Annotated in this window: 16 protein-coding genes; 6 read left to right on the top strand and 10 right to left on the bottom strand. The window is 62.7% G+C overall.

Going from position 1 to position 12,499, the window contains the following annotated elements; all coding sequences use genetic code 11:
* Positions 1-70 precede the first annotated feature (70 nt).
* The 3 genes from BST12_RS05005 to BST12_RS04995 are packed head-to-tail and all read right to left on the bottom strand — an operon-like array spanning position 71 to position 3,317.
* Positions 71-694, bottom strand: coding sequence for a fatty-acid--CoA ligase (locus BST12_RS05005; RefSeq protein ID WP_083111883.1), 624 nt, complete (start codon positions 692-694; stop codon positions 71-73).
* Positions 691-2,094, bottom strand: coding sequence for a FadD3 family acyl-CoA ligase (locus BST12_RS05000; protein ID WP_211281209.1), 1,404 nt, complete (start codon positions 2,092-2,094; stop codon positions 691-693). Before BST12_RS05000 ends, BST12_RS05005 begins: the two co-directional genes overlap by 4 nt.
* A 32-nt stretch (positions 2,095-2,126) precedes the next feature.
* On the bottom strand, positions 2,127-3,317 hold the full coding sequence (locus tag BST12_RS04995; protein ID WP_083111881.1) for an amidohydrolase family protein: 1,191 nt from the start codon (positions 3,315-3,317) through the stop codon (positions 2,127-2,129).
* 196 nt (positions 3,318-3,513) lie between these two features.
* On the opposite strand from BST12_RS04995, the gene BST12_RS04990 reads away from it, so the two are divergent.
* Positions 3,514-3,912, top strand: a complete 399-nt coding sequence (locus tag BST12_RS04990; protein WP_083111937.1) for a hypothetical protein — start codon at positions 3,514-3,516, stop codon at positions 3,910-3,912.
* Here BST12_RS04990 and BST12_RS04985 read toward each other — a convergent pair.
* Positions 3,828-4,541, bottom strand: coding sequence for a TetR/AcrR family transcriptional regulator (locus BST12_RS04985; protein WP_083111880.1), 714 nt, complete (start codon positions 4,539-4,541; stop codon positions 3,828-3,830). The genes BST12_RS04990 and BST12_RS04985 overlap by 85 nt on opposite strands.
* A 183-nt stretch (positions 4,542-4,724) precedes the next feature.
* Here BST12_RS04985 and BST12_RS04980 point away from each other — a divergent pair, with 183 nt between their 5' ends.
* A complete protein-coding gene (locus BST12_RS04980; RefSeq protein ID WP_083111879.1) occupies positions 4,725-5,993 on the top strand; it encodes a cytochrome P450 in 1,269 nt (422 codons plus the stop codon).
* Positions 5,994-6,524: 531 nt separating this feature from the next.
* Here the strand turns inward: BST12_RS04980 and BST12_RS04975 are convergent.
* Genes BST12_RS04975 through BST12_RS04960 form a run of 4 tightly spaced genes read right to left on the bottom strand, consistent with a single transcriptional unit; the run spans position 6,525 to position 8,877 of the window.
* On the bottom strand, positions 6,525-6,809 hold the full coding sequence (locus BST12_RS04975) for a cytochrome C oxidase subunit IV family protein (RefSeq protein WP_083111878.1): 285 nt from the start codon (positions 6,807-6,809) through the stop codon (positions 6,525-6,527).
* Positions 6,810-6,815: 6 nt separating this feature from the next.
* Positions 6,816-7,394 carry a cytochrome c oxidase subunit 3 family protein gene (locus BST12_RS04970; protein WP_083111877.1) on the bottom strand — a complete coding sequence of 193 codons (579 nt, stop codon included), beginning with the start codon at positions 7,392-7,394 and terminating at the stop codon, positions 6,816-6,818.
* Positions 7,391-8,125, bottom strand: coding sequence for a hypothetical protein (locus BST12_RS04965; RefSeq protein ID WP_083111876.1), 735 nt, complete (start codon positions 8,123-8,125; stop codon positions 7,391-7,393). The genes BST12_RS04970 and BST12_RS04965 overlap by 4 nt, the downstream gene beginning before the upstream one ends.
* Positions 8,122-8,877, bottom strand: coding sequence for a hypothetical protein (locus tag BST12_RS04960; protein WP_083111875.1), 756 nt, complete (start codon positions 8,875-8,877; stop codon positions 8,122-8,124). Before BST12_RS04960 ends, BST12_RS04965 begins: the two co-directional genes overlap by 4 nt.
* Positions 8,878-8,982: 105 nt before the next feature.
* On the opposite strand from BST12_RS04960, the gene BST12_RS04955 reads away from it, so the two are divergent.
* Positions 8,983-9,567: a TetR/AcrR family transcriptional regulator gene (locus BST12_RS04955; RefSeq protein ID WP_083111874.1), complete on the top strand. Its 585-nt coding sequence runs from the start codon at positions 8,983-8,985 to the stop codon at positions 9,565-9,567.
* Between the two features lie 7 nt (positions 9,568-9,574).
* Here BST12_RS04955 and BST12_RS04950 read toward each other — a convergent pair whose 3' ends face one another.
* The gene (locus tag BST12_RS04950) at positions 9,575-9,994 is read right to left on the bottom strand and encodes a hypothetical protein (RefSeq protein WP_211281205.1); all 420 of its coding nucleotides are present in this window, start codon (positions 9,992-9,994) and stop codon (positions 9,575-9,577) included.
* Positions 9,995-10,188: 194 nt separating this feature from the next.
* On the opposite strand from BST12_RS04950, the gene BST12_RS04945 reads away from it, so the two are divergent.
* Entirely contained in the window at positions 10,189-10,914 is a 726-nt protein-coding gene (locus tag BST12_RS04945) for a hypothetical protein (protein ID WP_083111872.1), read from the top strand.
* Entirely contained in the window at positions 10,911-11,468 is a 558-nt protein-coding gene (locus tag BST12_RS04940) for a hypothetical protein (RefSeq protein WP_083111871.1), read from the top strand. Before BST12_RS04945 ends, BST12_RS04940 begins: the two co-directional genes overlap by 4 nt.
* A 5-nt stretch (positions 11,469-11,473) precedes the next feature.
* Here BST12_RS04940 and BST12_RS34575 read toward each other — a convergent pair whose 3' ends face one another.
* Positions 11,474-11,782, bottom strand: coding sequence for a hypothetical protein (locus tag BST12_RS34575; RefSeq protein WP_083111936.1), 309 nt, complete (start codon positions 11,780-11,782; stop codon positions 11,474-11,476).
* 164 nt (positions 11,783-11,946) lie between these two features.
* On the opposite strand from BST12_RS34575, the gene BST12_RS04930 reads away from it, so the two are divergent.
* Positions 11,947-12,477, top strand: coding sequence for an Rv2253/PknI dimerization domain-containing protein (locus BST12_RS04930; protein WP_083111935.1), 531 nt, complete (start codon positions 11,947-11,949; stop codon positions 12,475-12,477).
* Positions 12,478-12,499: the final 22 nt, after the last annotated feature.

Genomic DNA, 12,499 nt, shown 5'->3' with positions numbered 1-12,499 from the left:
TCCGCACGGTGCGTCGGCAACGCCCGCAATCGGCGCCCGCACCGCAGGCCTGCGCAACTGGCCCGCTCACTTACGCCTCGATCCGCATCATCTCGTAGAAGCGGCCGACGAACAGCGGTGGATAGGCACCGATCCCCGCGCCCGACATCCATTGCGCGGCAGCATCCGGATGGTCGATCCACTCCCGGGCGCCGTCCTCGTCGGGAAACTCCTGCAGTATCAATACCTCATGCGCATCGTCGAAAGCCTGGAAAACCCAGGTCTTTCGAATACCGGCCGCGGTGAAGCGGTTCATCGCGGCGCGCACCCCGGCGGTCAGCGTGGGCACATCGTCGACCGACGCTATCGCGGCGACGACGACTCCCGGCACCGCCGGCGCGGCCGGCGGCTCGACGACGTACCTGTCGATGATCTCCCCGGCGAAGACCGCCGGAATGTCGTCGACGCCAACGGCATCGAACCAGTCGAAGAAGATCCGGGACCGAAGCAACTCGACGATCGGCTCGCGGCTGTGCACGCCGATCATCACCAGCACCCGGCCGAAGTCGTGCGTTGACGCATAGACCAGAACGTGGTGGGCGCCGATGTCGGCCAGCGCCGACTTGTTGCGCTCGAGCAGCGGCCACACCCGGCTCGGATCCGGCACCCGGTAGTCGGATGCGATCACCATCGAGTGAATGTCGCCGTCGGTCAACGCAGTTGGTCCTTCATGACTTTTCCGGTGGCGTTAAGCGGTAGGGCGTCGAGGAACTCGACGGATCGCGGCGCCTTGAATCCAGCCATCCGCTGACGGCACCAGGTGAGCAAATCACCTTCGGACACAGCGGTTTTCGCCACCACGAACGCCTTGCCGACCTGGCCGAGCCTTTCGTCGGGCACACCGATCACAGCGGCCTGCGCCACCGCGGGGTGCTCCAGCAGGAAGCCCTCGATCTCGGCGGGGTAGGCGTTGAACCCGCCTACGATGAACATGTCCTTCTTGCGTCCGTCGATCCGCAACCGGCCCGCCGCATCCAAACTGCCCAGATCGCCGGTGTGCAACCAGCCGTCGTCATCGATCGCCTCCGCGGTGGCAACTGGATCATCGAGATAACCCTGCATGACACTGTACCCGCGGACCAGCACCTCACCGTCATCCGAAATGCGCACTTCCACGCCTTCGCAGGGCAGGCCCGCGGTGGTAGCCACCTCCTCGAAGGAGTCGCCCGCCCGGGACAGGGTCACGTTGCCGGCCTCGGTGAGGCCGTATCCGGTCATCAAGGTCTGGAACGGCAGTTCGCTGTGTATGCGACGAACGAGTTCGACGGGGATGTCGGCCGCGCCGGTCACACCGGCCCGCAAGCTCGACAGCTTGGCCTTATCGTGGACCGTCAGCAACGAGTGGTACAGCGTCGGCGGCCCCGGCAGCATCGTAATGCGCTCGCGTTCAACAAGTTCCACCACAGTGTCGATGTCGAACACCGCGACCGGCAGCATCGTCGCGCCGCGCAGGAAGGAAGCGATGAGTCCGGCCTTCAAACCGAAGGTGTGAAAGTACGGGTTGATCATCAAGTAACGGTCGCCCTCGCGCAGATCGGCGAGCGTCGCCCACTCTTCATACATCCGCAGTGTCTGGCGGTGATTCATCATCGCGCCCTTCGGGCGTCCGGTCGTGCCCGAAGTGAAGATGATGTCGGAGATGTCGGTGCCGCTCACTGCCCGTTCGAATGGCGACCTCCCGGCGAGGAAGTCGGACTTCAGATCGATGACCGGCATGCCCGCGGGCGCGGTGTAATCCTGGTCCAGGAAGCCCTGCCGGACCAGTACGGCCTTCGCCCCGCTGCGGTCGATGATGTCACCCGCCTCGTCGGGCTTGAGCCGGGTATTGACCGGAACCAGCACACCGCCCGCGGTGAGCAATCCGAACGCCGCGATGATCCATTCGGCACAGTTGGGCGCCCAGATCGCAACCCGGTCACCCTTCTCGATGCCGATGGAAGCGAACGACCCTGCAGCACAACGGATCCGGTGCGTGAGCTCCGCGAAATTCAACCGCAGCGGCCCGTCGACCACCGCCTCGGCGTCGCCGAAGCGATCCGCCGCGCTCAAGACCATCTCGGGGATGGTCCGCCAGGGAACAGCCCCGGTCACACCGTGACGAGTCGACCGAGGTTGCCGCCCATGATCTTCGCCTGGTCGTCGATGGACAGGTGCGACAGCGCGTTGACGTAGTAGGTAGGCTCCGCCAGCCCCTCGGGGTGCGGCCAGTCCGAGCCGTACAGCACCTGATCCACGCCGACGAGGCTGACCAGGTCGTCGATGCCGTCCTCGAAGAACGGGCTGACATGGATTCGGCTCTTGACCATCTCGACCGGGTCGCTCGGGAAAGCCTCCGGGGCCTTGCGGAAGACCTCGGCCAGGCCGTCGAGCAGCGGGGTCATCCACTTCGAACCGGCCTCGACGATCGCGACCTTCAGCTTGGGATGGCGGTAGAGCGCGCCGTGAATCACCCACGAGCCCACCGAGTCCTGGATCGGCCGCCACTCGTTGAGGATGCCCATCGCGTTGGTTTGGAAGGGCAGCATCTCCTGGTCGGCGCCGTCCCACTCGGAGGTGTAGCGGGAGTAACCGCTGTCGCTGGAGTGCATGCCGACCAGCAGGTCGTGCTCGACGACCCGCTCCCAGAACGGGTCGAACTCGGGCAGCGCGAACGAGCGGGGGCCGCGGAATCCGGGGACCGGAGCCGGGCGGACCAGGATGCATCGCGCGCCACGCTTGACCACCCACTCCAATTCCTCGATGGCCTTCTCGACGATCGGCAGGGTGATGACCGGCGTGGTGAAGATGCGGTTCTGGTAGTTGAAACCCCAAACCTCGTCGAGCCACTGGTTCAGCGCGTGGATGAGCACATGGATGGCGAGCGGGTCGTCGCGCAGCCGCTCCTCGATCAGGCTGGCCAGCGTCGGAAACATCAGGGTGCGGTCCAGGCCCAGCTCGTTCATCTTCTCCAGGCGCGGGCCGGGCTCGAAGAACGCCGGGATCGCGCGCATCGGCTCGCCGAACAGCTCCCGTTTGGTTTTGCCTTCCGGGTTGCCGTACTTGAAGTACTCCTCCCACGCCCCCGGGCGGGCGACCACCTCGAATGTCGGGTTGGGAATGTAATTGCTGATCACGCCGCGCAGCGCAATCTTGGTGCGCCCGTTGATCTGTACGTACTGGACGTAGTCCTTGTACTCCTTGGGCAGAAACTTCGTCAGCGCCTCCGGCGGCTCGTAGAGATGGTTATCCGCATCAAAGATCGGAAACGGAACGTCTTCCCGATGCGACAACTGCCCCATGAAATCCTCCTTCGCGATTTATGAGAATACTATTCTCTAAGGGGGTTGACCGCAACGCACCTGGCAACGGCTGCAGCGGACTTTCGCCAAACGAGGCGATAGCATTCTTTGCACGGCTATGGGACCGGACCGCCAGTCCGCGCCCGGAAGCTAGAGGAGCGACATGATGTACAGGTTGTTGCGCGCGGTCTCTGCGATGTTGGTCGCTGTCTTCATAGCGGGGGCGGGCTTACTGGTAAGCACCGGACGGGCGCATGCCGATGACCCGGTCATGCATCACGTCAAGTACTCGATCACCGCGAAGAATCCCATCTACGCCAACATCTATTACATCGATCAAGAACCAGCGATCTTCTCCGACTACAGCCACGATCCCTACCGCTTCACCCCCAACGTTCAGGCCGACATCGCGCCGGACAAACCGTGGAGCTACGAACTGAATTTAGCGAAACCCGAATACTGGGCCATGGTTGTCGTCAACACCGGTCCCGAGCCCGGCACGCCGCAGTTTCATTGCGACCTGTCGGTGGACGGGGCCGTCGTCGTGTCCAAGGACGGGCCCAAGGGCGTGCTCTGCTCGATCCGGAACTGGTGAACCACCCAGGCCTCTGGTACACCCGCAATCGGCTGCGGCTCGCCTTCGAGGCGGCGCAGATAACTCTCCACCAGCTCCAAGGTTTCGGCGTGACCGGCCGACATGCCCACCGCCTGCTCCAGCACCAGCATCCGCGACAGGCTGCTCATCAGCACCGCCCATACCACCGGCGGCACGTCGTCGCGGTCTCCCCCAAGGACCGAGCCGTAACGCTGCAGCGCGCTCGTCACCGCTTGCCGCTCTGCCTCGCGGAAACGCTCAGCGTAGTAAGCGATTTCGGCCCGCATTTCCTTGCGGTGATTCGCCAGCGCCATGAACTCCATCGAAATCCGGGTGAAAGCGGGATCCGTGCCGAATCGCCACAGCGCCCACAACGGCTGTGGCGACGCCAGGGCCTGCGCCTGTATCTGAAGACCCTCTTCGGCGCGGCGGCGGAAGACCGCCACGAACAACTCGTCCATGGTGCGGAAGTAATAGTGCACCAGCTGGGGTTTCAGACCGGCTTTGTTCGCGAGCCGGCGCGATGTCACGGCGGCGTAGCCCTCTTCGATCATCAATTGCTCGGCCGCGTCGAGCAGCCGGCCGCGATTCTTCGCGTCCGGCGCGCCGATCCTGCGGGCCGATGTCATCTCGCTACTAACTCCCCAAATCGCATGTCGATCATGCCGATCGTACTGTCGCCGGCACATGACCTTGACCACGACATTACCGCCATGCTAAGCAGGTGCTCAGCACAACTATCGGATTCGGGGCGGCGGTAGCTCTGGCCGCCGGTACAAACTGCGGCAATCCAGCTCCGGGAGGCGCATGTAATGACCAGCACCTACGAGTCGATCGACTTCTTCACCGACCCATCCCTGGTACCGGATCCACACCCCTACTTCGACTACCTGCGCAGCCAGAACCCGGTGCTCCAGCTGCCGCACTACGGGGTCGTCGCCGTCACTGGGCACGAAGAAGCAAACGAGGTCTACAAGGACCCCGAAACGTTCTCGAATATCGTCGCGCTGGGCGGCCCATTCCCGCCGCTGCCTTTCCAACCCGACGGCGACGACATCAGCGCGCAGATCGACCAGCACCGCAGCTACTTTCCGATGTTCGAGCACATGGTCACCATGGACCCCCCAGACCACACGAAGGCGCGGTCGGTGCTCAGCAAGCTGCTGACACCGAGCCGGCTCAAGCAGAACGAGAAGTTCATGTGGCGCCTCGCCGACCGGCAACTCGAAGAATTCCTCGGCAACGGGCAGTGCGAGTTCATCTCCGAATACTCCAAACCCTTTGCCACACTGGTCATCGCGGACTTGCTCGGTGTTCCGGAGGACGACCACAAAGACTTTCGCAACGTGTTAGGCGCCGGGCAGGTAGGCGCGTTGGACCATGAGTCTGTCGGTGTCAACCCGCTGGTGTGGCTCGACGAAAAGTTCTGTTCTTACATCGAAGACCGACGACGCAAGCCACGCGAAGACGTGCTGACCCCGATGGCGACGGCGAAGTATCCCGACGGCTCCACACCCGAGGTCATCGACGTAGTGCGCACGGCCACATTCCTTTTCGCCGCGGGCCAGGAAACCACCGCCAAGCTGCTCAGCGCCGCGCTGCAGGTGCTGGGCGACCGGCCCGAGATCCAGCAACAGTTGCGTGACGACCGCAGCCTGATCCCGAACTTCATCGAGGAATCGCTGCGCATGGAAAGTCCCGTCAAGTGCGATTCGCGACTCGCTCGCAGGCGCACCACGATCGGCGGTGTCGACATCCCCGCCGGCACCGTTGTGATGGTGCTGCCGGGCGCCGCCAACCGCGACCCGCGGAAATTCGAGAACCCGCACGAGTTCCGCGTCGACCGCAAGAATGTCCGCGAGCACATGGCGTTCGCGCGCGGGGTGCACTCCTGCCCGGGGGGACCGCTCGCGCGCGTGGAGGGCCGGGTCTCCATCGAACGCATTCTCGACCGCATGGCCGACATCCGGATCAGCGAGGTCAAACACGGGCCTAGTGGCGATCGTCGCTACACCTACGAGCCGACGTACATCCTGCGCGGGCTCAGCGAACTCCACCTCACCTTCACGCCGACGGGTTAGGCAGTTGGGGCCGATTGGGCGTGAGTCAAGCGCCGGGCCGCCGTGTCGCAGTAGTAACAGGAACCACTCGAGCCCCTGCGTCGGCGGGCACCCGGAGTGCCCGCATCTTCGCGACAAATCGACTGGAAGACAACAATTGTCGCTGTGTAGTGGGCAATTGCGGGTAGCGAAGCAGTCGGCGGATTCGACAGCCGACGGTCATTACGCCCGGCCCCCCGACCACCCGTGCCGGAAACGGACGAATTGCCCACATATCAGCGACAAATCGGCGGAAGACACCGGGATCGCCGGCGGAATCCACCCATTGTCGCTGTGACACGGGCAATTCCGGGCAGCGACGCAGGCGGCCGATCGGGCACCGGGCCGAAGCCCTCCGAGCTACTCGAATCTAAGCTCCGGCCGGCACACGAATTGCCCACCTGTCAGCGACAAATCGGCGGAACGACCCGAATTGTCGCTGTGATGCGGGCACAACGGGTGGTGCCTGTCGGGCAGGGCCAGTGTGGCGGATGTGACGACGCGGACGCCCAGCTACGCGAGCGTCAACCCGACGATGTAGCAAGTAAAGAGACTCACGCCGATCAGCACGACCCAGGCGTCCGTGAGGCGGCACAGCAAGGTGGGAGCTTGGCGCACTTCCATAAACTCCCGAAAGATGATGCGCACCTTGATAAGAGCGATCACGATCACGCTCGAGGTGACCACCACACTAGGTCTCAGCGATCCATCCACCGAATGGTCAATCCACAGATAGGCCAGCGTCAACCCCGCCAGGATCAGCCAGACGACCAGCAGCCTCTTGTTGAATTTCAACATCACCGATCACCTCACCACGTACAACAGCGCGAAAATAAGCACCCACAGGAAGTCGACGGTGTGCCAGTAGGTAGCGCACGTTTCGACCAGCTCCTGGGATCGCCGGGCCGGACTGCGGAGCTGATAGACGATGACAACCAGGACGACGAAGCCAATCAGCAAGTGCACGAAGTGTATTCCGGTGAGAAAGAAGTAGTAGGTGAAGAAGTCGTTGCTGTCCGGCCCGTTTCCCGTGCCGACCAATCGAGTCCACTCGAAAACCTTGAAAAACAAGAATATTGCGGCGCATGCGGCGGTGACATAGACGTCTCTGTGCGCCGCCCGGTAGGCGCCGGCGCGCGACGACTGGACACACCGCGCCACCGACCAGGAACTGAGCAGCAAGACGAGGGTGTTGAAAACACCGATGCGTAGGTCCAGATGCGCCTGGGCGTGCAGGAACAGCTCGGGGCTTCGGGCGCGATAGAACAGGTAGAAGCCGAAATAACCGGTGAAGACCAATGTTTCGAACAATACGAAAGCCCACATGTCCGGCTGACCCGGCACGAATTTGGCGAGCTTCCTCTCATCTGCGAGGTCGGTCATGGTAGGGGCCCGGTACCAAAGTCTTCGCGCCGGATCATCTGAGAGAGCATGACGATAAACGTGACTTGGTAAATGCCGAACACGACCATGTCCAGCCACCAAGCGATCTGTCCATTCCAGGCCAATACGCCACGCTGGAAGAGCCAGCACGGCGCCACGACAACCTCGGTGAGCGCGTTGCACAGGTTGAGGTAGCCGAACCATTTGGGAAACACCCGATTCTTGTCGATCAGAATCGCGGCCATCCAGATCAGCGAGCCGATCAGGAACACACCCATGGTTCCGTCGAAAGACAAGAAGGCGAAGTCGTAGAGCCAGCCGATCGCCCGAGGATCTCGCTCGGGCCGCAGCGTTCCGACGACCAGCGCAATGCAGAGCAGCAGCAGGCCCGGAACCGCGCTGAGCGAGTAGATGAGCAGATACGTATACCCGAAAGCGCGACTGACCGACATGCGACGCATCGAATACGCAATGAGCGCATTGTTTACCGCGGTCATGCCGGTGATGGCGAATACGACCCCTAATCCGATCGGTATTCCCAGCTGTCGTTCATGGAACCAATGGACCTGCGTCGCAAGGTCTGAGGTCGGCTGCGGCGGGGGCTGGACTTGCGCCACCACGAACACCATCGGAAAGAAGAGGTTGTAGAAGACCACCATGATCCACCACGCCAGCCACAGCTCGCGCTTGGGGTTGTGCCGCAGCTGCCAGGCGATCCGGCGATGCATCATGCGCTGCCCAGTTCGCCTGCGCTCCTTTGGATCTCGGCGCGCTCCCGATACACCGCGCGCCCCAGGACGACGCCCATCACGACGACCCAGACACCGATGGCGGCATTCTTCAACCAAAACGACAACCAACCGTCCCACGCCAGCGGGCCGGACAACGTCACGCCGACGAATGCCGCCGGCATCAGAGCCGCCGCAATGAGGAGATTGAAGTGGGCCACCCAGCGCGGCAATACAAGCTTGGCAGGATCATCGAAATAGATTGCCAGGGCAAGAATCACGCTTTGCCCGATCAAAAACGGAACCAAGACCGTGAAGGTGACCCAGGCGAAATCGTTGAGCAACTGCGTAAGCTCGGGGCTTCGTTCCGGGCGAAAGGCGGCCAGCAGCCAGCAGACATCGGCGATGAGAAACAAGGTGGGACCGCCGGCCACGCAGCCCAGCATCGCGTAGGAGAAGATCGGCGTGCGATGGGCCATCCTCCGGATCTGCATCACGATCAGCGCCAGGATCGGGATGAGGCCTGCGCCGAACCAGTTGAACAGAATCATGCTGTAACGGACGCCCGACGGGTTTTCCCGATAGAACGCCGCGACCTGTTCCGCCGACATCGTCGGCGACATGGGCGGAACAAAGCCGGGAAACAGAAAAAACGCCGAGATCCAGATCAGCACCGTCGCGGGCAGCGTCCACAGCAGGATCAGCTCACCATCGATTCGTCTGCGCGCGCTGCTTGCCTCGCCGATCTTGGGCATCGGTGGCTCCCTCCGGCGTGATCATCCGCCCGTGAGCCGAAAGTAGCCGATCGGCTAGCTAGGGGTCAATAGCCGATCGGCTAGGCTCTCGGTGTGGTGTCTCGTGTGGTTTCTAAGCAAGCCCGCAGCCAGTTCCGGTTCATCGCGCGCAGCCCCGCACAGACGCGCATCCTGGACGCCGCGCTGAAACTGATCGCCGAGCACGGTGTCGGCGGCACCTCGCTGCAGATGATCGCCGACGCCATCGGTGTCACGAAAGCGGCTGTCTACCACCAGTTCAAGACCAAGGAGCAAATCGTCGTCGCGCTCACGGAGCGCGAACTCGGCGGCTTGGAGGAGGCGCTGGAGGCGGCCGAGGCCCACGACGATTTTCCCCGGGCGCGCGAGGTCTTGCTGGGCCGGGTCATCGACATGGCCATTGAGCGTCGCGGCGCGGCGAGCACCCTGCAGTTCGATCCCGTTGTGGTGCGGCTGCTGGCCGAGCAGGAGCAATTTCAACAGTTCATTCGCCGTCTCTACGGCGTGCTGGTCGACGATACGTCCGAGGATGCGCGGGTGTCGGCGGCGGTGCTTTCGGGCGCTATCGCCGTCGGCGTCATGCATCCCCTGGTAGCCGATGTGGACGACGACACCCTGCGTGCACAGCTGCTGCGGATCACACACCGCCTCATCGGCGCGCCCGAGGCTTAGCGGCCTGCTACGTGTCGGCGCGGACCCAGCTCATCATGCCGTCGTGGGCAAAGCAGATCAGAAACAGACCATCGGGCGCCTGGGCGACGTAGTTCTGGTAGTTCTGGCACGGCGCGCCCTCGTCCTTGACTCCGGCCATTGGAGGGGACCGGAACCACCGCGGCTGGTATTTCCTCGGCGAACCGCAGAACATCAGCCGTCCGGGCTGTCCGGCGGGAGGGACGACGCTGTCGTCGACACCGAAGGCGTAGTAGGTGGTGTTGTCGCACGGCGCGCCGAGCACCTGATGCGCCATGATGCCGGGGGTGCAGGCGGGATAGTCGCAGACGGTCGGCTCGGCCATGGACGACGGCGCAGCCAGCACACCGGTGCCGAGTAGCGCGGCCACCACCGCCACGATTAATCGCACCCAATTACTTTGCCACATTTAAAAAGAACCTGAAAAGAAAATTCTCGCAATTGGAGAAGATAACCTTCAGGCAATTGCCGCCCACCCCGGGTTCGTCCGAAACCCGCGCGCCCTTATGCCCCGACGAGCGAGCATTTCCGCATGTAGAGCCGCTAATGAAGCCGCTCGATGACGGCGTTGAGCCGCGGCCAAAAGTGATAGGCTGCTTCTCTGTGCACGATCCGGAGAGGCCCGACGTCGACCATTCTGATGACCCGGCGCCCATTTCGGAAGCGGACGCGCAAGACGAGGTTGCCAGGGCTGAGGCACGCGCGCAGGCGGCTCGGGCGCGCCTGGAAAGGCTGCGCGAGGCAGCCGAAACCGATGAAGCCGCCTCCTCAGATGGCGAGCAGCGCCGCGCAAAGTTGGCCCGGTTACGGCTACGGCGTCCGAGCCGACCGGGGTGGCTCCGACGCCCGGGACGGACAACAGTCGCCGCGGGCGTCGGCATCGTGCTAGTCACCGCTTGCGTCGCCGCGAGCGGTTACGTGGTGTGGCAGCACCGAACCACCGTGCACAAACGGCAGCTCGCCGCTGAGTTCAGCGCAGCAGCCCGCCAAGGCGTCACGCTGCTGATGTCGATCGACGCCAACCACGCCAGGGAGGATTTCCAGCGCATCATCGACGACTCCACGGGCGACTTCAAGAGCCAAATGTCAGTGATGTCAGGCCTTATGGTCAAGCAAGCGGAGGAATCGAAGGCAAGCAGCAAGGCCACCGTGGAAGCCGTTGCCGTCGAGTCGCTGAGCGATGATTCGGCGGTTGTGCTCGTCGCGGCGAAATCGGATGTCATCACTGCAGACAACACAACTCGGCCTCCTATCGTGTGGCGGCTCAGCGTCGGCATCACGCGGGACGGCGGTCAACTCAAAATGTCGAAAGTCGATTTCCTGCAATGACTGTCGAGCACGACTCGTCGCTGGACGACACGGAAGTCAAACGCGGGGTCCGCCGGTGTTTGGCCTCGCTGTTAGCCAGGTGGCGTTCGATCGTCGCGACGGGGGTGGTCGTTGCCGCGGTGGGCGTCACTGCCGGCCTGTTCTTCACTATGTACCGGCCGGATCAGCAAGTCGGCGACGCAGCGGCCCGCCAGGTAATCCAGGCGGCGTCCGACGGTGCCGTGGCGGTGCTGTCGTACTCTCCCGACAACCTGGACCGTGATATCGCCAAGGCGAAGTCATATCTCACCGGCGACTTCCTCGCCTACTACACCAAGTTCTCAGAGCAGATCGCGGCGATGGCACTGCAGAAGCGAGTCACGCAGACCGCCAAAGTGATTCGGGCCGCCGTTTCGGAGTTGCACCCGGATTCAGCCGTTGTACTGGTGTTCGTCAACCAGACCGCCACAAGCAAGGACAAGCCACAACCGCAGACAACCGCGACCATCGCCCAGGTGACGGTGACCAAGGTCCAAGATTCCTGGCTGATCTCGAAATTGAATCCGCTTTCTTGACCGCGTCAATGCCCGGTTCCGCGTGGCTGATTAGCCACAAAACACCGTACCCGGTTAGCGGCGTCGTCGGGCTTGACTCCCATACCCACCAAAATCTGCACTATTTGGGCGGGCGGAACACCACCATCAAAATCGTTCGCGATCACATGAACGCTGGGAAACCAATTTTCGGCACGTACTCCCGGCGGTGGTGGCTTTGTGTCGCCTCCCAGGCACTGAACGTATCCATTAATGCCCGTGTCGGCGTGCGCAGGCCGCGGTTCCATCAGCACAACCGCGGCGATTAGCAGGACGGCGGCACAGATGGAACGCATACTCATAAATGCCCAGCCTATCGCCATAGGCCTAAGGCGACATAGAGGTTCATTCGGCATCCGGTCGGAGGCGCGGTATTATTCTCATCGCGCGAGAACGCCGCAACCGATGCCGAAAAAGCTGCCATAGGCACCGTCGGATCATTCGCGTCGAGGAGCACATGATGCGTTCAGTTCGAACACTCACCACCGCAACCCTGTTCGCTACCACGGTATTCGGCGGTTTGGGCACGGCACTGGCTCCGTCGGAAGCCGGGGCGACAACCAAGGAAGAAGTGGCCATCAACGGAACTTTCCGCGCCACGTCAATTGGCGATTACGCCCAGCGAAATGACCAGTACTTCGGCGAGCCGACGGTCTACCAAACATGGACCATCAGCTCGACCTGCGACACATTCCAGGAATGCCACGGCATGGTGCATAGCGACCAGGGATGGAGCGCTGCCCTCTATATGAACGACGGGGAAATGTGGAAGGTTAAGCGCTCTATACCGGACTGGGAGCGATGCGAAGACGGTACCGCGTTCCCCGGACAGCAGACTATCTATTTCTATCCCGTGAACGAATACGGTGGATATCAACTCGGATCGTCGACCATGGCCGGAAAGGACAAGACGGTCGGTCCGTCCGGTGCCTGCGGACAAAACCAGTGGCTTGACATCGCGATGCCATTCCGCCTGGACAGAATAGGCTGACCGGACGTTCCAAATCGCCTCA

The sequence above is a fragment of the Mycobacterium angelicum genome, assembly GCF_002086155.1.
Lineage (GTDB): Bacteria > Actinomycetota > Actinomycetes > Mycobacteriales > Mycobacteriaceae > Mycobacterium > Mycobacterium angelicum.
Note: the sequence above shows the minus strand (reverse complement) of the source record. Positions and strands in the feature narration are given on the sequence as shown.

Coding starts and splice junctions, on each gene's coding strand:
- BST12_RS05000 (WP_211281209.1), bottom strand. CDS start 2,094: ATGGTCTTGAGCGCGGCGGATCGCTTCGGCGACGCCGAGGCGGTGGTC.
- BST12_RS04995 (WP_083111881.1), bottom strand. CDS start 3,317: ATGGGGCAGTTGTCGCATCGGGAAGACGTTCCGTTTCCGATCTTTGAT.
- BST12_RS04990 (WP_083111937.1), top strand. CDS start 3,514: ATGTTGGTCGCTGTCTTCATAGCGGGGGCGGGCTTACTGGTAAGCACC.
- BST12_RS04985 (WP_083111880.1), bottom strand. CDS start 4,541: ATGACATCGGCCCGCAGGATCGGCGCGCCGGACGCGAAGAATCGCGGC.
- BST12_RS04980 (WP_083111879.1), top strand. CDS start 4,725: ATGACCAGCACCTACGAGTCGATCGACTTCTTCACCGACCCATCCCTG.
- BST12_RS04975 (WP_083111878.1), bottom strand. CDS start 6,809: ATGTTGAAATTCAACAAGAGGCTGCTGGTCGTCTGGCTGATCCTGGCG.
- BST12_RS04970 (WP_083111877.1), bottom strand. CDS start 7,394: ATGACCGACCTCGCAGATGAGAGGAAGCTCGCCAAATTCGTGCCGGGT.
- BST12_RS04965 (WP_083111876.1), bottom strand. CDS start 8,125: ATGATGCATCGCCGGATCGCCTGGCAGCTGCGGCACAACCCCAAGCGC.
- BST12_RS04960 (WP_083111875.1), bottom strand. CDS start 8,877: ATGCCCAAGATCGGCGAGGCAAGCAGCGCGCGCAGACGAATCGATGGT.
- BST12_RS04950 (WP_211281205.1), bottom strand. CDS start 9,994: ATGTGGCAAAGTAATTGGGTGCGATTAATCGTGGCGGTGGTGGCCGCG.
- BST12_RS04940 (WP_083111871.1), top strand. CDS start 10,911: ATGACTGTCGAGCACGACTCGTCGCTGGACGACACGGAAGTCAAACGC.
- BST12_RS34575 (WP_083111936.1), bottom strand. CDS start 11,782: ATGCGTTCCATCTGTGCCGCCGTCCTGCTAATCGCCGCGGTTGTGCTG.
- BST12_RS04930 (WP_083111935.1), top strand. CDS start 11,947: ATGCGTTCAGTTCGAACACTCACCACCGCAACCCTGTTCGCTACCACG.